The 20,530-nt window shown below is 51.5% G+C and carries 21 protein-coding genes and 1 other annotated feature; of the genes, 7 read left to right on the forward strand and 14 right to left on the reverse strand.

Annotation, left to right across the window (positions count from 1 at the left end):
- The first annotated feature begins 71 nt into the window (after positions 1-71).
- Positions 72-165 (forward strand) — a sequence feature (Trp leader region).
- Positions 166-312: 147 nt separating this feature from the next.
- Both trpB and trpA read left to right on the forward strand, forming a co-directional pair.
- A complete protein-coding gene (gene trpB / locus ACERJC_RS04265) occupies positions 313-1,506 on the forward strand; it encodes a tryptophan synthase subunit beta (protein ID WP_373671113.1) in 1,194 nt (397 codons plus the stop codon).
- On the forward strand, positions 1,506-2,315 hold the full coding sequence (gene trpA, locus ACERJC_RS04270) for a tryptophan synthase subunit alpha (RefSeq protein WP_373671114.1): 810 nt from the start codon (positions 1,506-1,508) through the stop codon (positions 2,313-2,315). The genes trpB and trpA overlap by 1 nt, the downstream gene beginning before the upstream one ends.
- 131 nt (positions 2,316-2,446) lie before the next feature.
- On the opposite strand, the gene ACERJC_RS04275 is transcribed toward trpA, so the two are convergent.
- The 3 genes from ACERJC_RS04275 to ACERJC_RS04285 form a co-directional block, all read right to left on the reverse strand.
- Entirely contained in the window at positions 2,447-3,796 is a 1,350-nt protein-coding gene (locus tag ACERJC_RS04275) for an aspartyl protease family protein (protein WP_373671115.1), read from the reverse strand.
- Between the two features lie 261 nt (positions 3,797-4,057).
- A complete protein-coding gene (locus tag ACERJC_RS04280; protein ID WP_178825517.1) occupies positions 4,058-4,282 on the reverse strand; it encodes a helix-turn-helix domain-containing protein in 225 nt (74 codons plus the stop codon).
- A gap of 13 nt (positions 4,283-4,295) precedes the next feature.
- Entirely contained in the window at positions 4,296-4,859 is a 564-nt protein-coding gene (locus ACERJC_RS04285) for a DUF2975 domain-containing protein (protein ID WP_371896059.1), read from the reverse strand.
- Between the two features lie 442 nt (positions 4,860-5,301).
- Between ACERJC_RS04285 and ACERJC_RS04290 the strand changes: the two genes are divergently transcribed.
- The 5 genes from ACERJC_RS04290 to ACERJC_RS04310 all read left to right on the forward strand — a co-directional run bounded on the left by ACERJC_RS04290 (position 5,302) and on the right by ACERJC_RS04310 (position 9,479).
- The gene (locus ACERJC_RS04290; RefSeq protein ID WP_006174186.1) at positions 5,302-5,559 is read left to right on the forward strand and encodes a YjhX family toxin; all 258 of its coding nucleotides are present in this window, start codon (positions 5,302-5,304) and stop codon (positions 5,557-5,559) included.
- Between the two features lie 10 nt (positions 5,560-5,569).
- Positions 5,570-6,121: a GNAT family N-acetyltransferase gene (locus ACERJC_RS04295; protein ID WP_286632952.1), complete on the forward strand. Its 552-nt coding sequence runs from the start codon at positions 5,570-5,572 to the stop codon at positions 6,119-6,121.
- A gap of 51 nt (positions 6,122-6,172) precedes the next feature.
- On the forward strand, positions 6,173-6,919 hold the full coding sequence (locus ACERJC_RS04300) for an SAM-dependent methyltransferase (RefSeq protein ID WP_373671116.1): 747 nt from the start codon (positions 6,173-6,175) through the stop codon (positions 6,917-6,919).
- Positions 6,920-7,475: 556 nt separating this feature from the next.
- Positions 7,476-8,036 carry a hypothetical protein gene (locus ACERJC_RS04305; RefSeq protein WP_152405171.1) on the forward strand — a complete coding sequence of 187 codons (561 nt, stop codon included), beginning with the start codon at positions 7,476-7,478 and terminating at the stop codon, positions 8,034-8,036.
- Positions 8,037-8,618: 582 nt separating this feature from the next.
- Positions 8,619-9,479: an AraC family transcriptional regulator gene (locus tag ACERJC_RS04310; protein WP_373671675.1), complete on the forward strand. Its 861-nt coding sequence runs from the start codon at positions 8,619-8,621 to the stop codon at positions 9,477-9,479.
- Positions 9,480-9,542: 63 nt separating this feature from the next.
- On the opposite strand, the gene ACERJC_RS04315 is transcribed toward ACERJC_RS04310, so the two are convergent.
- The 11 genes from ACERJC_RS04315 to ACERJC_RS04365 all read right to left on the reverse strand — a co-directional run bounded on the left by ACERJC_RS04315 (position 9,543) and on the right by ACERJC_RS04365 (position 20,508).
- Positions 9,543-11,063, reverse strand: coding sequence for a carbohydrate porin (locus ACERJC_RS04315; RefSeq protein WP_080949873.1), 1,521 nt, complete (start codon positions 11,061-11,063; stop codon positions 9,543-9,545).
- A gap of 88 nt (positions 11,064-11,151) precedes the next feature.
- Positions 11,152-11,484, reverse strand: a complete 333-nt coding sequence (locus ACERJC_RS04320) for an L-rhamnose mutarotase (protein ID WP_373671117.1) — start codon at positions 11,482-11,484, stop codon at positions 11,152-11,154.
- 1 nt (position 11,485) lies between these two features.
- Positions 11,486-12,406, reverse strand: a complete 921-nt coding sequence (locus tag ACERJC_RS04325; RefSeq protein ID WP_373671676.1) for a dihydrodipicolinate synthase family protein — start codon at positions 12,404-12,406, stop codon at positions 11,486-11,488.
- An 8-nt stretch (positions 12,407-12,414) separates the two neighbouring features.
- The gene (fucO, locus tag ACERJC_RS04330; RefSeq protein ID WP_373671118.1) at positions 12,415-13,584 is read right to left on the reverse strand and encodes a lactaldehyde reductase; all 1,170 of its coding nucleotides are present in this window, start codon (positions 13,582-13,584) and stop codon (positions 12,415-12,417) included.
- 81 nt (positions 13,585-13,665) lie between these two features.
- A complete protein-coding gene (locus ACERJC_RS04335) occupies positions 13,666-14,970 on the reverse strand; it encodes an MFS transporter (RefSeq protein ID WP_373671119.1) in 1,305 nt (434 codons plus the stop codon).
- 69 nt (positions 14,971-15,039) lie between these two features.
- Positions 15,040-15,903: an amidohydrolase family protein gene (locus ACERJC_RS04340; RefSeq protein WP_373671120.1), complete on the reverse strand. Its 864-nt coding sequence runs from the start codon at positions 15,901-15,903 to the stop codon at positions 15,040-15,042.
- The gene (locus ACERJC_RS04345) at positions 15,900-16,850 is read right to left on the reverse strand and encodes an aldo/keto reductase (protein WP_373671121.1); all 951 of its coding nucleotides are present in this window, start codon (positions 16,848-16,850) and stop codon (positions 15,900-15,902) included. The genes ACERJC_RS04340 and ACERJC_RS04345 overlap by 4 nt, the downstream gene beginning before the upstream one ends.
- A 14-nt stretch (positions 16,851-16,864) precedes the next feature.
- Complete coding sequence (locus ACERJC_RS04350) at positions 16,865-18,019, reverse strand: mandelate racemase/muconate lactonizing enzyme family protein (protein ID WP_373671122.1); 1,155 nt, start codon at positions 18,017-18,019, stop codon at positions 16,865-16,867.
- Between the two features lie 4 nt (positions 18,020-18,023).
- The gene (gene adhP / locus ACERJC_RS04355; protein ID WP_373671677.1) at positions 18,024-19,061 is read right to left on the reverse strand and encodes an alcohol dehydrogenase AdhP; all 1,038 of its coding nucleotides are present in this window, start codon (positions 19,059-19,061) and stop codon (positions 18,024-18,026) included.
- A gap of 12 nt (positions 19,062-19,073) precedes the next feature.
- Positions 19,074-19,574 (reverse strand): RbsD/FucU domain-containing protein, encoded by a 501-nt coding sequence (locus ACERJC_RS04360; RefSeq protein WP_152405165.1) that lies wholly within the window; start codon positions 19,572-19,574, stop codon positions 19,074-19,076.
- Position 19,575: 1 nt separating this feature from the next.
- A complete protein-coding gene (locus ACERJC_RS04365) occupies positions 19,576-20,508 on the reverse strand; it encodes a ribokinase (protein WP_371896048.1) in 933 nt (310 codons plus the stop codon).
- Positions 20,509-20,530 lie beyond the last annotated feature (22 nt).

The following is a 20,530-nucleotide window of genomic DNA, read 5'->3' on the forward strand; positions in this document are numbered from 1 at the left end:
GAACTAGTTAACTAGTACAAAATGATTAATTGTACAGGTATCAGGTAATGGCATTCTCAATGATGACTCAGCACAACTGGTGGCGCACTTCCCGTTAACGGGCAGTATCGTCACGTCTGCAGTCTGCACACCGATACCCGGCCCGCCATGAGCGGGCTTTTTTTTGCCCAAATTTTGTCACACGCGGAAAGTCTCACCGCATGAACGAAGCCAGCAGATGCTGCGCAGTTACTGAATTCACTTTACGTGCAGAGTCCAGACCAGGGAAAAGGCCCGGTTTTTCAGGCAATGCGCAGACATTAAGGAGCCATAATGAGCACAATACTCAACCCCCGCTTCGGCGAATTCGGCGGTATGTATGTTCCACAAATCCTCATGCCCGCCCTGCTTCAGCTTGAAGAAGCCTTTGTTAACGCGCAGAACGATCCGGCCTTTCAGGCCGAGTTTACCGATCTGTTGAAAAACTATGCAGGACGTCCCACCGCGCTGACCCGGTGCCGCAATCTCACCAGAGGAACCCGCACGACGTTGTATCTCAAACGGGAAGATCTGCTCCACGGCGGGGCGCACAAAACCAACCAGGTGTTGGGGCAGGCGCTGCTGGCAAAGCGCATGGGGAAAACCGAGATCATTGCTGAAACCGGGGCCGGGCAGCACGGCGTAGCGTCCGCCCTCGCCAGCGCGCTGCTAGGCCTGAAATGTCGCATTTATATGGGGGCGAAGGATATAGCGCGCCAGTCGCCGAACGTCTTTCGTATGCGCCTGATGGGGGCGGAGGTGATCCCCGTGCACAGCGGTTCTGCAACCCTGAAAGATGCATCTAACGAGGCGCTCCGCGACTGGTCCGGTAGCTATGAAACAGCGCATTTCATGTTGGGCACGGCGGCGGGGCCCCACCCATTCCCAACCATCGTTCGTGAGTTCCAGCGCATGATAGGGGAAGAAACCCGGGTACAGATTCTGGAAAAAGAAGGTCGTCTGCCGGATGCGGTGATCGCTTGTGTGGGTGGCGGTTCGAATGCAATCGGTATGTTTGCTGACTTTATTGATGAAGCTCGCGTCGGACTGGTCGGTGTGGAACCGGCCGGTCATGGCATTGAAACGGGTGAGCATGGGGCACCGTTAAAGCACGGTCGCGTGGGCATCTATTTCGGCATGAAATCGCCAATGATGCAGACCGATGAGGGGCAAATCATTGAGTCCTGTTCCATTTCTGCGGGGCTGGATTTCCCCTCCGTCGGACCACAACATGCGTACCTGAACAGCATTGGGCGTGCGAACTATGTCTCCGTTACCGATGATGAAGCGCTGGAGGCCTTTAAGATCCTGAGTCGGGAAGAGGGCATTATTCCGGCCCTTGAATCCTCTCACGCGCTGGCTCACGCCCTGAGAATGATGCGCGAAAATCCTGACAAAGAGCAGCTGCTGGTGGTTAACCTCTCAGGTCGGGGAGACAAGGATATTTTTACCGTACACGATATTCTGCACGCACGAGGAGAAATTTGATGGAACGCTATAACACGCTTTTTACTGAGCTGAACGCCCGTGGAGAAGGTGCTTTTGTTCCCTTCGTGATGATCGGCGATCCGGGCCCGAAGCAGTCGCTACGAATTATCGATGCCCTGATTGCGGCAGGGGCAGACGCGCTGGAGTTGGGGATCCCATTTTCGGATCCGTTGGCCGATGGTCCGACGATTCAGAATGCCGCGTTGCGGGCCTTTGCTGCAGACGTCACACCGGCCCTGTGTTTTGAGATGTTGGCCACTGTTCGCCAGCGGCACCCGACCATTCCGATGGGGCTGTTGGTGTATGCCAATCTGGTCTTCAACCGGGGTATCGACTCGTTTTATGCTGAATGTGCACGTATTGGGGTTGATTCGGTGCTGGTGGCGGATGTGCCGTTCGAAGAATCGGAGCCGTTCCGTCAGGCCGCGATGCGTCATAACGTGGCACCCATTTTTATCTGTCCCCCGAACGCCGACGATAAACTTCTCCAGGAGATTGCCCTCCATGGAAGGGGCTATACCTACCTGCTTTCCCGGGCAGGGGTGACGGGTACCGAACGGCAGGCGGCAAAGCCGCTGCAACATCTGGTTGCAACGCTGGATAAGTATCAGGCCCCACCGACACTGCAGGGGTTTGGCATTTCCACGCCCGATCAGGTGACGGACGCGATTAACGCCGGTGCGACCGGGGCCATTTCAGGCTCTGCCATCGTCAACATCATCGAGAAGTATGTCGATAACGAGGGGGCGATGCTGGCTGAGCTGGGGGCATTTGTGATGAGCATGAAAGCGGCAACGCGTCAGCGGTAAGACCGTTTACGCGGCCTGCCTGTATCGGTAGGCCGCGTGTTAGGCGAGCGACGATATTGACTATAGGGTGATAGTGAGACTTCCAGACCGATTCCCCCTGTCGTGATATCACAGGCTTTAACGCTATTTCGTTACTGGAATGTCATCACCATTGAGTCAAAATCGATGGTCCATTTATAGTGTTTTAAAAACTGATGACTGATAAAGCCGTCCAGAATCATGCCGGATTCAGTGAAATAGAGTTCTTCCGGTAACACACCGTAAAGCCCTGTCGAATTGTTCTGATTTACCCTGCCGACCGAGATACTGTCGACGGGCAGGCGGGTTATTGCAAAACCGCCACCGCCAAGTCCTCCTTTGCCGTCATCCGGCATCATGTGCTCCCCGTCCTGCAATTTCATCCCGATGTAATTTAGTGCTTCTTTCTGCAACAAAATTGCGGCCTCTGGATCGTCAAGACCTGAATCGAGGAAAAAGGTCATGTCCTCCTTACCGTTCACCGCGCCTTTGACTATCATGAAATGCGTCCCCTCGAGGATAAAGGGAATGTTTGTGCCACCGCCTTCGGCGACTTTGCGTTGGCTCTCTTTATTTCTGGGCATCAGCACCAGTCGTCGCTGCGGATAGTCCAGCGTGGTGAGGAACTGGTGAAACACGCCGGTGGATAAAATACCGTCGACATCAATTTTTTCACCCGTGGTCTCATCCGTAAAAACCCATGAGTCCGGAAATTCTGCAACATCAACAGGGACGTCATGCAATGTCACCTCTCCCAGACCCAATGTTTGCAGCCGGGAATAATGGGTTTCTGCAGTCTTTCCTCCGGCATAGGTCCCTGTGAAACAGCCCTGCGATTTGAGATTCAGTTTCTTCGCCATTGCCGTATTGAGCACAAATAAATCAGCGCCGGTATCGATAAAAACATTAACCGGTTGTCCGTTCACCCTGACGGAGACCACCGGTAGATGATTCATGGAGATAAACGGCAACAGGGCCTGGTCAGCTTTCCACTCGGGTTTGTAGGGTTGGTCTGTGCCAAATGCGTTCATTAAACTCAGAAGGGCGCTGTCATGCTGACTGAGGGAATTCAGTTGCGCATTGTCGAATAATGTTTTCGCTTTCGTATATTGGCCCGTCTGATAATAAACGTAAAGCAGTCGAATTTGACTTCTCAGATCCCTGGAGACCGTCCGCAAAAGTGTTTCCGCTTGTACATAATCACCCTGCAAATAACGAATCAGCCCCTGCGTATAGGTCGCCTCATCCATGTATAGTGGATCATCGAATAAAGGTTTCAGATATTCTTCTGCTTTATCGAGGTTTCCTGTCATCAATTCATCCTGCGCAATATCCCAGCGCAAGGCATTGTTCGCGGGTTGCCCGGCAAGACGACCGGTCTTGTAAACGATAAGATCCCGATAATCCCCGCGATTCAGTCGCTCTTCAGCAATATTCCCCGGCGTACTCGTGGCCTGAGACATATTATCGCTTTCCCCCATAGCAAAGGGGATGAAAGAAACAGAACAGAGGGCAAGGGAAGTGGCTATTATCCGTATAAACATAATTGATGCTCCTTTCAGATAGAATTAATCATGTACTCGCACAGGTCGTAAACCTGTGTTGTCATCAGAAACCAAAATCGGGGTAGGGCTACAGGGGGCTTGTCCAATAATAAACGCCGCCGCAAGCAGCGGTGTTTATTCAGGCTGGAAGAAATATAATATCAGGATTGAATCGGGCGATTAATCGTCGTTATCCTCCTTAACGGGGATATAACTGAACAGATCGCCGGGCTGACAATCAAGATATTTACATAATGCATCAAGGGTTGAAAATCGAAAGCCTTTAATTTTCCCTTGTTTTATTAGTGAAAGATTCTGCTCCGTAATTCCAATCGCATCCGCAAGCTCCTTTGATTTGACTTTTCTTGCGGCCAGTAACACATCCAGTTTAACAATGATTGCCATAGCCGTTACCGCCTCAGAGGAAAAGTTTATTTTCTTCGTACAGAGCACTCGCCTTTTCCAGTATTTTAGCCACTGCTATCACACACAGCGCAATAAAAAACCAGACGACATGATGGAGCTCAAACCCGATGAGTATTTCACGCTCTCCTGCGGGGTTAAGCATCGTCAACCAGTAACTGGTCGCAGGATCCGCAAGCAGGGTCATTACAGTCCAGACCCCCAGAGAAGCGCCGACTCTGCTCATATGTTGTGCCGAACGGGCGGAAAAATAGTTTCGCCGGGCATAGGCCTGAAATAGCGATCGTAGTTGATACAGGCAGTAACAAAGTGGCGCCATGACCAACAGGTTGATGACTCCGGCCCCCGCTGCCTGCCACCATGGCAACGTCTGCAGGCTGACATTGAGAGCAGAGAGTCGCTGGTCAGTGAGAGACAGCGTTATCCCGTAGAACTCATTCGAAAATGACAATATGGGAAAAAACAGAACAATCGAATTTACCAAAACGATGGTAATCAACAGCATCATGGTGAAAGTGACCATTCTTTGGCTGAGTTGTGCCAGTGCATCAGTGGACATAGAACCTCGGTGTATCAGCTTAGCGTGATAGTGCAAACAATACACAAAATTAAAGTAAAACAATAATTTTTTATCGTTTTACTTTAATTGAAATCAAGAAAATTGAAAGTTATCGTTACAGAACAATGGGTTATCTTTCTGCCTGCCAGCAAGGCCGGGGATGGGCAGAAGATGAAGCCATGACCGTGGGCGGGCTCGCGTTTTCGACATCGATCACATTTCCCCGACCTGCACATATCCCTGCTGAAACTACGTGTTACCATTCATGCCGTAAATACCTTTCAACTCAACCCGAGGCTTTGATGCTGGAGAATGTAATCATCTGATAATCAGTTTCCCCGACCTTTCCAGGCCGGACTGATTATCAATGCGCTGAAATCGAATGCGGACGCCGCTGTGTGTTTGCACGTTTTGCACATGATGATTAAACAGGTTTTCCAGTATGAATTTATCCCGTCAGGAACAACGTACCTTACACGTTCTCGCGAAAGGTGGACGTATTGCGCACGTTCGCGATACGTCAGGCCGCGTCACCGCCGTTGAATGTTACAGCCGCGAAGGGCTGCTGCTCGCCGACTGTACGCTCGCCGTCTTCAAAAAACTCAAAACCAAAAAGCTGATCAAATCCGTCAATGGTCAACCCTACCGCATTAATACCACCGGGCTGAATAACGTTCGCGCCCAGCCAGATAACCGCTAAGGAGAGTTCTATGACAACACGCAACTTCACCTTTCATATCACCGATGAGAGTGATGCAAGTGACATCCGGGAAGTCGAAACCCGTGCATTTGGCTACAGTAAAGAGGCCGATCTGGTGGCTGCTTTGCTGCAAGACGAAAGTGCACGTCCGACGTTATCGTTGCTGGCCAGACATGAAGGTAAAGCCGTCGGGCATATCTTGTTCACCCGGGCGACATTCAAAGGGGAAATGGAATCTCCCCTGATGCATATCCTCGCGCCTCTGGCGGTCATACCGGAATACCAGGGGAGAGGAGTGGGCGGATTATTAATACGTACCGGTTTAGAACACTTACGGTTGATGGGGTGTCAGCGCGTATTTGTTCTCGGTCATGCCACCTACTATCCGCGACATGGATTCAAACCTTGCGCAGGAGACAACGGCTATCCTGCGCCTTATCCCATCCCGGAAGAGCACAAGGCCTGCTGGATGCTGCAATCCCTCTCTGCTCAGCCACATGCTCGTACTGGCCAAATTCAGTGTGCGCAGGCCTTAATGCAACCGGAGCACTGGCATGAATAATGACCTGATTGGACGTTCTGTCATTCGTAACCCAATGAAAGGAATTAATTAATGGATATCCCACGTATTTTTACGATTAGCGAAAGTGAACACCGTATTCATAACCCGTTCACGCCGGAAAAGTACGCCACACTGGGCCGCGTGTTACGCATGAAGTCGGGGGCGCGTATTCTCGATCTCGGCAGTGGCTCAGGTGAGATGCTTTGTACCTGGGCGCGCGATCTCGGTATTAACGGTACTGGTATCGACATGAGTCCGCTCTTCACCGCGCAGGCAAAACAGCGTGCTGAAGAGCTCGGCGTCAGCGAACGCGTCCATTTTATTCATAACGACGCGGCGGGTTACGTCACGGACGAAAAATGCGACGTGGCGGCCTGTGTTGGCGCGACCTGGATAGCCGGTGGCGTCGCCGGGTGTATCGAACTGCTGGCAAAAAGCCTCAAGCCTGGCGGAATGATACTGATCGGTGAACCATACTGGCGTCAGGTTCCCGCGACGGAAGAGATTGCCCAGGCTTGTGGCGTCTCGTCCAGGACTGATTTTCTCACCCTTCCTGCGCTCGTCGGCTCTTTCGACGAACTCGGCTATGACGTGGTGGAAATGGTACTGGCAGACCAGGAGGGCTGGGATCGGTACGAAGCGGCGAAATGGCTGACAATGCGTCGTTGGTTAGAGGCTAACGCTGAGGATGATTTTGCCGACGAGGTTCGTACGGAGTTGACGATAGCGCCTAAACGCCATGTCACGTACGCCCGGGAATACTTCGGTTGGGGCGTATTTGCGTTAATGGCGCGATGATGTGAGTGATACGGCATAGCCTTTCGGCTATGCCGTTATTTACCCCAGATGAGAACTATTGCTTTTGACGAAGTGATAGTGGCTTTATAAAAATGAAAAGGCGTTCTGTTCAAATTTACCATTAAATAAAACGACGTTGAGTTAATGCATTCCATTCATTCTTTCTTCTTATTTAGAGATTATTCCCCGATCTAAGAACAATCCTAATTTGTATTTTTCTATGACACCTAAGAATGACGATGTAATTTGTTTGTTTTTCTGATTATAGGATAAATAATCCTATTTTATTGATGGTGTTGTATGCCCTGGATATGAATTTATTGTTGTGTTTTGTTTGATTTTTGTTGCTCTTCGTGTGTTTTTGTTGAAATGTAATCTATTGATAATAAAGCTTAATCCTTCAAGGTTGTTAATGATATGATCTGATCTGGCGATAAAAAAAGAAATGGTGATAGCTGTTTCCTATCATGATGTATTAGATTGAACAGTTATATCTTTTGGCAGTTTTATTTAAGATAAGTGTATATTTGCAAACGGCGGTACAAGGAGGGATAACGTGGTTGTTGATGATAAACTTTCTCCACTTATCGCTCTTGCGCTGAGTGAATTAAAGAATAGGGCAGCGAGACCGTCAGACAGGAAACCATTCTGCTTTCTTCCTGCTATGTGGGTACAAACACGATGCTGTTGTGCATTGCTTTCTGAATATACAGTAGTGAGTATTTCCGAAAAGCAAGATAATTTATACCTGAAACAGCATATCAATTATTGTGATTCTATCCAGCGGATCATTGAAAAACTTAGAGATGCACAGGATAACAGTGACGAACAGAAGTGTGAGTTTTGTCAGTTTATGACAAAGATGAACCGGGCAGACAAACACACGCTCAATGCGATTGTTTGTCTGGAAACGTATGCTGACGCGTCGCAATATCTGGGGTTGAGTCAAAAGTCAATATATTCAAGATTGTACAGTATTCTTGAACGTATTGGGGTCAACGATCGGCGGCTATTTTTACGCTGGTACAAATATATGTTGATTCATTCAACAATATTTCGGCCTCGTGGTCTGAATATTGTCTTCTCTGCTGCTGAAGACGAGCAGACTCTGAAATGAATGCGATCATCGCGTAAACCGAGAAGTCACAGGAAAGGGAATCCTTACGGATTCCCTTTTCGCGGGTAATGTCATTTCAGCCGTAAAGTGCAGCCTTGCCGATAGCTGAGAATAAATTCATCTTGTGAGCCACAATGGCTTTCACCCATTCTGTATCCAGTTTTGGCTGCCTTCCTGTCGGATATAAACCCTGTGATGTGCTAATCGCCACTGCCAGCGTATCGACCCGTTCTTAAGCGAAAAGAAGATGATAAAAGCGTGGCAGAGTATGCGTGCGATAGTAGAATAATGTTCTCTTTGTTAATTTAGCTTGTGAAGTTATTGACAAAAAGATGATAAATATAAATGCTATCTAAGCCAAATTAATGATTTTATCCGCTCTACTTTTTACGATGGCGGATTGTTGGCATGTCATGTCCCCTTTTTAAGGGGGAAAGTTCCGGGTTGACGATATAATATTATCGTTACTTAATCTTGTGAACTGAGTCAAAGAATTAAATCAACTCCTGTCATGATTTCCACTTGTCATCCCATGATGGATTAATTAATCTAAAATGTATCCATTCTTTCGGAGTATGGCATATGAGTTCACTGCCGCAGCGAACGCAGGTCATTGAAAACTGGTATCGGGAATCAGAAGATTTTTCTACGCTGGTCAATTATCGGGTATTGCGCGCCGGTCATATATTAACAGGGGCGAATTTCCATATCCAACGCCAGTCTGTCGTGGGACATGAACTTATTTTCTGTCTCAAGGGGAAGGGCGTTATTTGTCTGGAGAATAAAAAATACGAAGTGAAAGAAGGAAGTCTGGTCTGGCTTCCTGTCAGGTTTCCACATGAACACTTTCCGGACAGTGCCGATCCCTGGGAAATATTGTGGCTAAGAATTGACGGTTCTAAGATGGACAATATTATGAATTTTCTTAATGTTCTTCATCAACCGGTGTTTGAGTTTGAATCACCGGCTGAAATAACCGACATTTACCATCAACTATTTTGTCTGATGAAAAGCCATACTCTGGTTGCGGATGCCCATTGCGACCTGTTGTGTTCGAAATTAATTTATACGCTTCTTGAAAGTCGCAGTCATGAAAATGAAAGTTCACCGGTGATCACCCATCGCGGATTAGGTCGGCTGATTTATCAAATTCACAGTCACTATAACGATGAGTGGGATATTGATAAATTTATGCTCTATTGCCAGGTGAGTAAATCACAGCTTTTTCGACTCTTTCAGGAGACGTTTAATCAAAGTCCACTGCGTTGGTTGAAAAACTACCGCTTGTCTCAGGCGCGTCGCCTGTTAGTTGAAACGGATGCCACCATAGGCAGCATCGCCAGCCAGGTGGGGTATCACGATCAACTGCATTTTTCCCGCGAGTTCCATCGGGCGGTCGGCGTTTCGCCAAGTGAATTCCGGCGACGGGAAAAACCACTGTAAGTGGCGTTCAGTCCTTATCAGGAAAGCGAACGGTTTTACCGTGATAAAACCGTTCGCCCGCGATCAGAAGAAGGTTTCCATCTGAACGCCGAATGTCCACTCGCCACCCGAGGTGAAACCTTTCTGACCAAAGGTGTCATTAGGGCTGTATTTATCCAGATCGTTATCCCAGTTCATCCACGTGGCGAAAACGCGTAATTCAGGACGAGTAAAGAAGGGCGAAATATCGTCAGGTCGGAACGTTGGCGCAAAGGTCAGTTTGTAAAAATTCCCTTTCACCTTCTGATATTGCTGATAGCCATTAGGATCGAGATCCATATATTGCCAGGTCGCCTCATAACCTAACGCGAAGTTTTGCGTAATGTTCTGCATCAGTCGTCCGTTCAGGGTGACCCAGCGATAATCATCGCCTTTCACGTAACGATCGGCACTCTGCTGAGCAAGCAGTGAAGGGGCAAAATCCCAGCCTGGCGAAAGATTGACGATGCCGTAACTGGCTAAACGTAACGTTTTCGCATCGGACAGTAACGCCGGGTCGGTGCCTATATTCTTCACTTCCGCGCCAAGACCTTGTCCCCAGGAGAGTACGCTACGCGTTTCACCTTTTGTCAGGCCATAAAAGCTGTCGCCCTGATACCCTAACAGCGCGGTATAACCTTTGTTTGCCGCGTTGAAGACTTTATATCCGCTTAAGGTTTCACGCTCTTCATTGTCCTTTGCCTGCATCCCGCTGATGAATAATTGCACCGGGCCAAAATAGTTGTTGGCTGTCAGGACATAGTTTTGGACGTCATTGTTGACGACGTCCACATCGCCAAAACTACGGCCAATGAAGGAGAAGTTACTGCGAATGTTATCGGTCCAGCGGATGTCATAGATACCGCCCCCGGTGCCGTTTAGCGCGACGAATTTAGAGTCCAGCCAGGGAATTTCGAAGTTGTCACGATCCACACGCTTACCGGCCCATAGCGTCGTATCCTTGAAGGGGCCAGTAAAACTCGGAAGCGACGCGATTTCAGCAAAGGCCTGGCTGACATTCAGCGTGCTGGAATCCGCCGTCCAGTCGTTATAGCTTTTCTGCTGATCGGCAATCATCGTCATAAATCGGGTCGTGGCGCCGTTTTCCAGTCGTTTTTTCTTCTCCAGATACACTTCAACATACGTATCTGGTTCATTACCCAGACGGCCAATTGCCCCGCCGGTTTGTCCTGCCGGGGTCATAAATGGCCCCCCCTGGGTGTGGCGGGCATTATGGTTGGTCATCATGCCGGAACGCGCATAACCGTGCAGCTCAAAATAGTCATCTTCATCGGGCGTTATTTTTTCAATTCGCTGGGTGCGGGCTTCCAGGCCTTCCACCGATTTTTTCGCCTGCTGTGATTCTTGTTCTGTCTGTTTTAATTGACTGACCAGTTGGGCATTTTGTTTTTCGGCCAGCGCGGCCCGGCTTTCTGCTTTTTGCAGACGTAATTCCAGTTGCGACAACCGTTCTTCAATATTTAAATTTTGCGAAGAAGATGCATAAGGGATGGCAAAAAGATTCACTAAGCCGAGGCCGATACATGTCATAGAGGTGATTTTCATATTATTCTCGGATGTTTCTATCATTATTAAAATACAGGGCTTCTGCGCTTTCAAAAAAGCGCAGAGAATTAATATTGTTATTTTTGTATTAATCGAGGTGGTATATTTCTTCCATTTCTACCCATAGCGTGCCTTCAGGTTCTCCTTCAAGCGGCATCTGGCAGGGCGACGTTTCCTGCCACCACTCCTGTGTTTTCAGGTGCGCGGCCATTTTCTGCTGGTCGGCTTCATAATCATCGCCGGTATATTCCAGATAACTAAACAGCAGACCATTTTTGTAATAAATGGAAAAGTTGCGCAGATTACATTCTTTTATCATGCCATTGACTTCAGGCCAGGGATTCGCATGAAGTTCCTTATAATACGCCAGTTTTTCTGGCCGGACTTTCACCACGCAACCAAATCGACGAATATTGTTCATGTTAATTACCCTCCTTATTAATCACACCCGCGCGTTGAAGGATGTTTTCAATTTCTGTTTTCATTTCTGCGGTCAGTGGCGACGCAGGTGGCAATGAATGGACAGAAATATCCAGGCCAGTTAGCTGTAATGCATATTTCACCGCATTATAAAACGGCAGATCCAACCCGTAGAGAGGAGGGATCCAGGACAGCGACTGTTGCAGTTCTACGGCTCGGGAATAATCCTGCTTATGCCAGGCATCGCGGATCCCACAGGTGAGTTGTGGTGCAAAATTGGCGCTGGCGGGAATACAGCCATCTCCTCCCAGAATTAATGTGCCAAGAAGGTACTCATCGTAACCGGCAAAGACAGCAAAATCGGGGCGCACGGGTTTTACCGCGTGCAGCGTTTCCCTGATATGGGAAAGTGTATCGACCGTATCTTTCAACCCCACAATGTTCGGGCAGTCGATGGCAAGGGTTTTGATAATCTGTACCGGTATGGATTGCCCGGTCAGCGCGGGGAAATTATACAGGATTACCGGAATCGACAGCGCCTCCGCCACCCTTTTAAAGTGTTGAAGCAGGTTACTTTCACTGAGCGGGTTGTACCAGGGGTTCACGACGACCACGCCATCCGCGCCGAGGCGTTGCGCATGAAGACCGGCTTCAATGGTCTCCTGTGTGCCGCAACTGGCAATGCCAATCAGCACGGGCTTTCGACCTGCAACCAGGCGCGTGCAAAATGCGGCGACATCCTGGCGCATCTCGCGGGACATATGGGCAAACTCTCCGGCGCTACCCAGGAAAAAAAGCCCGTCCACGGGGGAATTGATCAAGTGCTCAATAAGGATAGCCTGCGCCGTTTCGTTGAATTCACCCTCTGCGGTGAAGAGTGTCGGAACCGGAGGGATCACCCCGCTGAACAGCGGTTGGGTCATCTGCTGTGTCATTGTCTGTTCACTCCGTTGAAAGCCTGCTGATAGAGTGCAGCGATGTCATCCACCGTGGCCGGGCGTGGGTTTCCGCCGGTACAGACATCGTTAAAGGCGGCCAGTGCCAGTTGCGGAATGTCGTCCTGATTCATGCCAATCTCACGCAGTGATGTGGGGATTCCGACATCGTGATTGAGCTGATAGACCGCATCGACAGCAGCCTGTCGGATTTCTTCCAGCGGCAGCGTGGCGGCGTCGGGAATGGCCATTGCCAGGGCGATGTTGCGGTATTTTTCTCCAGTGCAGGGCGCATTCCATGCCATTACCTGAGGTAACAGGATGGCATTAGCGACACCGTGCGGGGTGTTGTAAAACGCGCCCAGCGGATGAGCCATGCCATGGACGAGGCCGAGACCCACATTGGAAAACCCCATCCCGGCGATGTACTGCGCAAGCGCCATTTTTTCCATCGCTTCAGCATCGCCAGCCACCGCGCGGCGCAGCGATTTGGCGATCATTTCAATGGCTTTAAGATGGAGCGCGTCCGGTAATTCCCAGGCACCGCGCGTAATATAACCTTCGATGGCATGGGTTAGGGCATCAATGCCGGTGGCGGCTTTTAGCGAACCTGGCATCGCATCCATGAGATCCGCATCCACAAGCGCGACCTGAGGAATGTCATGTGGATCGATACAGACAAACTTCCGCTGATGCGCTTCGTCGGTAATCACATAGTTAATGGTGACTTCTGCTGCGGTCCCTGCCGTGGTAGGAAGGGCAATAATTGGCACGCAGGGACGGGTCGTTTCAGCTAACCCTTCCAGGCTGCGAACATCTGCAAACTCAGGATTATTAATGATGATCCCAATAGCCTTACAGGTATCCTGAGGCGATCCGCCGCCGACCGCGATAAGGACATCAGCGCCGCTGGCGCGAAATGTTTCCACGCCTTCCTGCACCACGGTAATACCGGGATTCGGTACGACGCGGTCGAATAATGTCCAGGCAAAACCCGCCTCATCAAGTAGAGTGGTAATTTTCCCGACAATACCGCATTTGACCAGGCCGCTGTCGGTGACGATGAGTGCTCTGGTAAAACCCCGTCGGATGAGTTCATTAATTAACTGGCCGCGGCAACCTCGCCCAAACCAGGCGGTTTCATTTAATATCATGCGTTGTGTCATTATAGCGTCCCTCTTGTTGCGGACAGGCGAGGGCCTACCCACCCGTTGCCGAGTGTGGTCTCGCCTGCAAACCGTTATTTTTTATTTAACTGATTTAATCGGTAATACAAAGAATGATGAAGCAAAGACAAAAATAATGGCGGCAATAAATAATGATGAATAATCATTATTAAATGTCGCGAGTAGCCAGGCCGATAATATGGGACTAAATGACTGTGGTAATACTGTCGCAATAGTCAGGATCCCCATATCTTTACCCGCTTGTTTACCGCCGCCAGGTAATACCTGAGTCATCAACGCCATATCAATGGAGGTATAGGCTCCGTATCCCAGTCCCATAATCGCGGCATAAATATACATACCGGTCAGGGTTTGCATGACCAGAGGAATACAGAGGCCCGCCGCCATCAGAATGCTGGAGAGAAAGACGAAAATTTTACGCCGCTGCAGCTTATCGGAGATGATGCCGGATACCAGACCGGAAAAGAGCAGGGTGGACAGCGTGATGACCGAAATTGTGCCGATGGCGTAGTTGGACTCTTCAACACTTAACCCAATGAAATCCTGAAGGATATACAGTTGATAGGTCACCACGCCCTGGTAGCCCAGGTACATGGCAAAGCGACCAAAGAATGCCCAACCGAAATCGGGATACTGGCGTGGACTGACCCAGAAGTTTTTGAAAAACGTTCCCCATTTGAAAGGTTCAACCGGCATATTTCGCGTTGAAGGTTCACGGTTAATCAGCACAAACGCAACACAGCAGGCTGCGATAGCCAGGGCAAATACCAGATAGCCTAACTGCAGATTCCACGCCAGATACCCGGCCAGGATGATGCCTACGGTTCCGCCCGCTGTCGAACCCGCGCCAACGAAACCTGAGGCTATCCCTCTGTTTTCAGGTAAGAATCGGTCTGCCACGACGGTCGCGAGTGGCCCGTTCATACAGTTCAGCGAGACGGCGGCCATCAGCCAGAAAACCGCAATACCGGCGATGGTTGTCATCATCGAGATGCCGAAGATCGCCAGCCCACCGATTAACGCGCCACCGACAATGAAAGGAGAGCGACGCCCCCATGTTGAACGGCATCGGTCGGATAATGCCCCGGCAATAGGTTGCGCAAAAATAGTAAACAACAGCGCCGTGGTCATCACGATGGCAAGGTTGTTAGCCTTATTGGCCGGATCGATTTGCGCGACATGGTTCGGTAACAGAACGGAAATGACGCCACAATATAAGGCCAGCAGAACAAAGAAATTGGCGAACAGGGAGGCCAGTAATATATTTTTCTTTTTCCCGGTGACCATGATATTGCTTTCCGGAGAATCGGTTTGATGCTTGTCGGCAACCTTCCCGGATGGCAATGTGTTGGTATTATCAGACATGCTTATTTCCTCAAATTTTATTCAGTAGGGTAAAATGAAATAAACGACATCAGTGTAGATACGACGTTATTAACCTTTTTTGGCTTTTCTCAGATAGATATCCCTGGCGTTATCCGCCATTATTGCGTTTATTTCCTCCGGCGACAGAGACGTAATGGCTTCAGTTACGCAATTCCTCCAGCGGGTGTAGCCTCCGGCCAGTTCAACAACCGGCCAGTCACCGCCAAATAAACAGCGCTGCGCGCCAAATGTGGTGATAGCCTGTTGTATCCAGGGCTTCAGTTGTTCGGGTTGCCAGTTTTCCCAGTTGGCCTCCGTCGGTAGTCCAGACAGCTTGCAGGCGAGGTTGGGGAAGGCTGCCAGCGCCTTAATCCCTTCCGCCCATTCCTGCCATTCATTGCGAATGATGGCCGGTTTGCCCATATGGTCGAGAACCACGCGAGCCTCCGGCGCCCGGTCATAGAGCCATGTCATCAGATCGAACAGGGCCGGGAGTTGCGCCGCTCTGACGCACATATCAATGACAAAGCCTCCTTCTACCGCCGCCAGTAAACCGGCACGATAATCTGCGCTGTAGAACCGTTCCAGCGCTTCGTTCTGTAGGGAACGTCGGATGCCCACCACGCGCGGAAGCTGTCGTAACTGGCGCAGATAAGGAATGACGGCGCTGCCACACTCCAGAGGAGCCCAGGCGACAATACCTGCCACGGCGATCGGACTGTCATCAGCCAGTTGATTCAGCCAGTTCACTTCCTTGATGGCGTGCTCGGCGGCGCAGTCGGCCTGAACCACAATCGCCGCGTCCGGGGCCCCGGCATGCCGGGCAAGTTCCTGCGGCAAAAAAGCCCGGTTTAACGTCGGCAGATCGCCAAGCCAGTCATAGCGCAACAAGCACGGATCCCAGAGATGAAGATGACTGTCGAACGTTCTCATTTCTGCGCTTTCCCTCCGTTACCTAGCAACACATCCCAGCCGATATTGAGTACCGGTGCCATCAGCGCGTTAATGTTGTCCAGCAGTTCAGGATCGAGCGGTTGCTCAGACCAGCGGACGTTATCGAGCATATTTTCGGCGCTGGCTGTCCCAATGACGGTGGAGGCAATACCGTGCTCCGCGGCGGTCGTCAGGGCAAACTGCAGGGCAATCTGCGCAATGTTAACGCCGTAGCTATCGCACAGTTCAGACACGCTGCGGCAGACGCGTTGGACATCGTCGTGGGCCGGATGCCAGTCCGGCGCACCTGAACGGGTCAGCAGTCCCATTGAAAGAGGTGACGCATTGAGAACACCAATCCCTGCTTCGTTCAACCGCTGCGCAACAGCACCCAGGCGTCGGTCCTGTAAAGTCCATGTGCAATAGGCCATGACGGTATCGACTTTCTGCTCGCAGGCGACGCGTTCGAGTAGCGGCAGATCGTATCCGGTGATGCCAATGTGGCGAACCACGCCGCTGTCCCGGAGTTCACGAAGCGTTGGCAGCGCCTCATCCAGCAACTGGGTCATATCGCCGTATTCAATGTCGTGACACTGAATAACATCAATGTAATCACAACCCAGACGGGAGAGACTTTCTTCCACGCTGCGCAAGGTGGCATCGCGTGAGAAATCCCAAAGGCTGTCACCGTAACGGCCCACCTTGGTGGCGAGGGTGTAACTTTCACGACGAACGCCCTTGAGCGCGGCGCCTAATGCGGTTTCGGCTTTCGTGAGCCCGTAATAGGGGGCAACATCAAAGTAGTTCACGCCATGACTCAGCGCGGTGGCGACCGTTTCATTGGCTTGCAGTTGGGACACCGGGTGATAGATGCTGCCCAGCGATGCCGCTCCCATCGCGAGAACGGGCACCTGAATGCCGGTATGGCCCAGAGGTACGGTTTTCATTTTTGAGTCCTTCATTATTGTTCGCGTTGTGGTGACTGGAGCGTCAGCCTTAGCCCGGCTCGTTCCGGTCTGACATGGGGGCCCTGGGCAATCGTCCAGCTTCCCTTATCGTGTTGTGACTGAATTGCCGTTTCATCAATGGAAATACCGAGTCCGGGCTCATCACCCAGCAGGATGCCGCCATTTTCTATGCGTTGATCTACCTGTAGACCCAGCGGAAAATTCAGATCCTGCACCTCACAACTCAGATGATTGGCGACGGCGGCAGCGGCATGGGCGACGGGGTTAGCGTTGTAGCCGACGGGGCTGACCGGCAGGTTAAACGCCTGTGCCAGATTCGCCACGCGCAGAAAATGGGTGATCCCCCAGCACATCCCCGCCTGTAGCACATCGACCGCCTGTTCTTTCAGCAACGGCAGGTACTGTTCTATGCCTGTCAGGTTTTCTCCCGTCGCCACCGCACAGGTGATCTGCTGGCGAATTGCGGCGTGACCGGCGGCATCCCAGCGACGGACAGGCTCCTCAATCCAGCTCAGATCCAACGTTTCCTGCAAACGGTTGATGTAGCGGACGGCCTGTTTGCTGTTCATTGACTCATTGACATCCAGCATCATGACCGGCGAAGGGGTGTTGCGCAGATAAACCTCTCTGACCGCCGCAAAGCGTTCCCGGTCCTGCTCAACGTCCAGCCCACCTTTGAGTTTGAACGCGCTGAATCCCCGATCGGCAAAACGTTGATGCAGTGCAATCAGCGCATCCAGCGAGAGTGGGTAATCCAGTCCGGACGCATAGCCGGGAACGAATCCACGTCTTGCGCCAAGCTGCCGCCAGAGCGGTTCTCCCGCGCACTTTGCTTTCAGATCCCATAAGGCCATGTCGACAACGCCAATGGCGCCAAAGGTGCTACCGGCGTGACCACTTTTGAAAACCCAGGCCAGCATGCGATCGTAAAGTGCCGTTACCGCACGGGGATCTTCACCTTCAATGGCCGGAAAGACTCGTTCGATGTCGGCATGTCCGCCCAGACCGATGCCGGTTACCCCTTCGTCTGTTTCCAGCATCAGGATGGGCACTTCGGTCACTCCGGACTCGATGGTGCCGTTGACATCACCAATCGGTCTCTCCCAGTGATGCCAGGTCGTTAGCGTACGCCAGCCTGTAATTTTCATCGTCTCACTCCTCTGTGCGCTGCACGGTACGTAAATCAATCACCATTCTTCCCTGGATTGTGCCGTCGTCCATCTCCTTGAAAATGGCATTGAGCTCCTCCAGTTTTCGGGGCTGTACGATGGGGCGAACGCGCCCGGCAAGCGCATGCTGGAAAGCTTCCGCCAGATCCTGACGGGTTCCCACCAGGCTGCCGACAATCTGGATGCCATCAAGAACCGTCTTGACGATATTCAGCGAAAGCTCGCCGGCAGGAACCGCCACGCAAACTACTTTGCCGCCAGCTCTGACGCTGTTAACTGCCTGATTAAAGGCCGAGCGCGCCACCGCCACCACAATCGCCGAATGCACACCACCGCCCGTCAGTTCATGAATACGTGCGGGAACATCCTCTTTGCCGGGGTTAAAGGTGATTTCTGCGCCGCTTTCTCTGGCCAGCGCCAGTTTGTCATCCTGAATGTCAATGGCGATCACGCGGGCATTGAACACATTGCGGGCAAACTGGATAGCCATATTGCCTAAACCGCCCGCGCCCCAGATTGCCAGCCATTGCCCCGGACGGACTCCCGAAACCTGCGCAGCTTTGTAGGTTGTTACACCCGCACAGGTAATGCTGCTGGCGACCAGAGGATCAAGACCTTCCGGGACTTTCACCGCGTAGTCCGCTTTGACGATGCATTGCTCGGCCATCGCGCCATCAACGCTGTAACCGGCATTTTTTACGTTGCGACAGAAGGTCTCTCGCCCGCTGACACAGTATTCGCATACGCCACAACCTTCGTAAAACCAGGCAATGCTGACGCGATCGCCCACTTTCAGGCTGGTCACGTCGTCGGCAATCGCGCTGACAATCCCGATGCCTTCGTGTCCGGGGATACGCCCCGGTACTGGGCCAAAGTCACCTTGCACAACATGTAAATCGGTGTGGCAGACACCGCAACATTCAACGTTGACCAGCGCTTCGCCGGAGGCTAACGCCCGAACGGTCTGATGGCGAAACTCCACTTTGCCCGGCTGTGCCTGACTGATTACCGCTGCTTTCATCATCATGTCCTGTCAGTTAAGTTCCGGTACGATGTTGTCGACAATACGCTGGCGTCGCGCAACATAGGCGGGGAGCGGCTGTACGCCAGACGCATCAGTGAACCAGGCAAACGGATCGGTGCTGGCGACAAGGGCGAAGTTGGCCCAGGGCTCGAACGAACCGGAGCGAATGATTAGCTTCGCCTGATGGGCAATGTCGTGGCACAGCGTTTCATGGCTCGCAGCGAAAAACGCCGCGCCAGAACCGGTGTAGATCGTTTGCACATCGCGGTACAACTGCGGGTGGCAGTCGCGGACTTCGCTGGCAAAATGTACCTCTTCAACAAAGAGTTCCTTACGCAGCACGCGCAGGATCTCCCGGACGTCAATCTGACCAGGCCAGAAACCCAGGTCGATCCGGTTTGCGTGCGCAGGAATCGGGAACCCCGCATCGGTGACCAGAACGATATCGGTGTGGCCTAAGGAGGCTAAGGCTGCGGCAAGCTCGGGGTGTAAGATTCTGTCGGGTCTCATGTCAGGAATTCCTTCGGCTCAGGTTGAATTGCATCCAGGTATCGACATCGCTGCGATATTTATAAGAGGGAACCGTTTCCCAGTCAGAGCAGCAGAGTGCCGCTGTGGCGTTGGCGAACAGAACCGCTTCGTTGACGGGTTTACCTTCGTCAAGCGCGACAGCGAGGGCAGCGTTAAAACTGTCACCTGCACCATTACTATCGACGACCTCAACCAGACAAGGTGGTATTTCCAGCGTGGTGTCAGAGGTGAAAACGGCTGCACCCGCTTCACCCAGCGTCATCACAACATAGCGGCATCCCGTTTCCAGTAGCCTGTCGGCGACCTCGCGGTTACTGAGCGGATCGTCCGGAGCCAGCCCCAGCGCGACACGGGCCTCCGTTTCATTAGGCGTCAGGAAGTCAACCGCGCTCAGATCGAGTCCACGAAGATCTCGGGCAGGTGCCGGGTTGAGAAGGGTTGTCTTACCCAGCGCTTTGGCCTTTCTCAAACCGTAGAGGGCCGTTTCGAGAGGAATTTCTAACTGGGTTAACACCACGTGGCTGTTTTTAAGTTGCAGCAGCGCGTTATCGACAAGGGCAGGGGTAAAGAGCTTGTTGGCGCCCATATCCACGACAATGACATTGCGTCCTTCTTTGTCCTTAATGATCAGGCCAGCGCCCGTGGGCAGCTCGGTGGTCAGGGTCAACGCATCAATATTGATGCCTTCCTCCTGCATCAGTTCGATGAACTCATTACCGAAGGTGTCATTTCCCACCACGCCGCTATAGGCGACATCGGCCCCTAAGCGTGCAGCCTGAACCGCCATATCGGAACCTTTTCCTCCCCATGTCTGGCGAAAGTTATGTCCGATCAGCGTTTCCCCGGCGAGCGGGATACGTTCAGCGGTCATGACCAGCGCCTTTGCGTAACTACCGAGAATAAATACACTCATCACATACTCCTTAAATTGTGCA

This window comes from Citrobacter telavivensis, from assembly GCF_041807075.1.
GTDB classification, from domain to species: domain Bacteria; phylum Pseudomonadota; class Gammaproteobacteria; order Enterobacterales; family Enterobacteriaceae; genus Citrobacter_A; species Citrobacter_A telavivensis.

What these genes read in the sequence shown, in the direction of transcription:
- ACERJC_RS04295 (WP_286632952.1), top strand. Translation starts at nt 5,570, where the DNA reads ATGACAACACGCAACTTCACCTTTCATATCACCGATGAGAGTGATGCA.
- trpB (WP_373671113.1), top strand. Translation starts at nt 313, where the DNA reads ATGAGCACAATACTCAACCCCCGCTTCGGCGAATTCGGCGGTATGTAT.
- ACERJC_RS04300 (WP_373671116.1), top strand. Translation starts at nt 6,173, where the DNA reads ATGGATATCCCACGTATTTTTACGATTAGCGAAAGTGAACACCGTATT.
- ACERJC_RS04335 (WP_373671119.1), bottom strand. Translation starts at nt 14,970, where the DNA reads ATGTCTGATAATACCAACACATTGCCATCCGGGAAGGTTGCCGACAAG.
- ACERJC_RS04365 (WP_371896048.1), bottom strand. Translation starts at nt 20,508, where the DNA reads ATGAGTGTATTTATTCTCGGTAGTTACGCAAAGGCGCTGGTCATGACC.
- ACERJC_RS04275 (WP_373671115.1), bottom strand. Translation starts at nt 3,796, where the DNA reads ATGTCTCAGGCCACGAGTACGCCGGGGAATATTGCTGAAGAGCGACTG.
- ACERJC_RS04345 (WP_373671121.1), bottom strand. Translation starts at nt 16,850, where the DNA reads ATGAAAACCGTACCTCTGGGCCATACCGGCATTCAGGTGCCCGTTCTC.
- ACERJC_RS04315 (WP_080949873.1), bottom strand. Translation starts at nt 11,063, where the DNA reads ATGAAAATCACCTCTATGACATGTATCGGCCTCGGCTTAGTGAATCTT.
- fucO (WP_373671118.1), bottom strand. Translation starts at nt 13,584, where the DNA reads ATGACACAACGCATGATATTAAATGAAACCGCCTGGTTTGGGCGAGGT.
- ACERJC_RS04320 (WP_373671117.1), bottom strand. Translation starts at nt 11,484, where the DNA reads ATGAACAATATTCGTCGATTTGGTTGCGTGGTGAAAGTCCGGCCAGAA.
- ACERJC_RS04280 (WP_178825517.1), bottom strand. Translation starts at nt 4,282, where the DNA reads ATGGCAATCATTGTTAAACTGGATGTGTTACTGGCCGCAAGAAAAGTC.
- ACERJC_RS04290 (WP_006174186.1), top strand. Translation starts at nt 5,302, where the DNA reads ATGAATTTATCCCGTCAGGAACAACGTACCTTACACGTTCTCGCGAAA.
- ACERJC_RS04285 (WP_371896059.1), bottom strand. Translation starts at nt 4,859, where the DNA reads ATGTCCACTGATGCACTGGCACAACTCAGCCAAAGAATGGTCACTTTC.
- ACERJC_RS04350 (WP_373671122.1), bottom strand. Translation starts at nt 18,019, where the DNA reads ATGAAAATTACAGGCTGGCGTACGCTAACGACCTGGCATCACTGGGAG.
- ACERJC_RS04360 (WP_152405165.1), bottom strand. Translation starts at nt 19,574, where the DNA reads ATGAGACCCGACAGAATCTTACACCCCGAGCTTGCCGCAGCCTTAGCC.
- ACERJC_RS04325 (WP_373671676.1), bottom strand. Translation starts at nt 12,406, where the DNA reads ATGACCCAACCGCTGTTCAGCGGGGTGATCCCTCCGGTTCCGACACTC.
- adhP (WP_373671677.1), bottom strand. Translation starts at nt 19,061, where the DNA reads ATGAAAGCAGCGGTAATCAGTCAGGCACAGCCGGGCAAAGTGGAGTTT.
- ACERJC_RS04340 (WP_373671120.1), bottom strand. Translation starts at nt 15,903, where the DNA reads ATGAGAACGTTCGACAGTCATCTTCATCTCTGGGATCCGTGCTTGTTG.
- ACERJC_RS04310 (WP_373671675.1), top strand. Translation starts at nt 8,619, where the DNA reads ATGAGTTCACTGCCGCAGCGAACGCAGGTCATTGAAAACTGGTATCGG.
- trpA (WP_373671114.1), top strand. Translation starts at nt 1,506, where the DNA reads ATGGAACGCTATAACACGCTTTTTACTGAGCTGAACGCCCGTGGAGAA.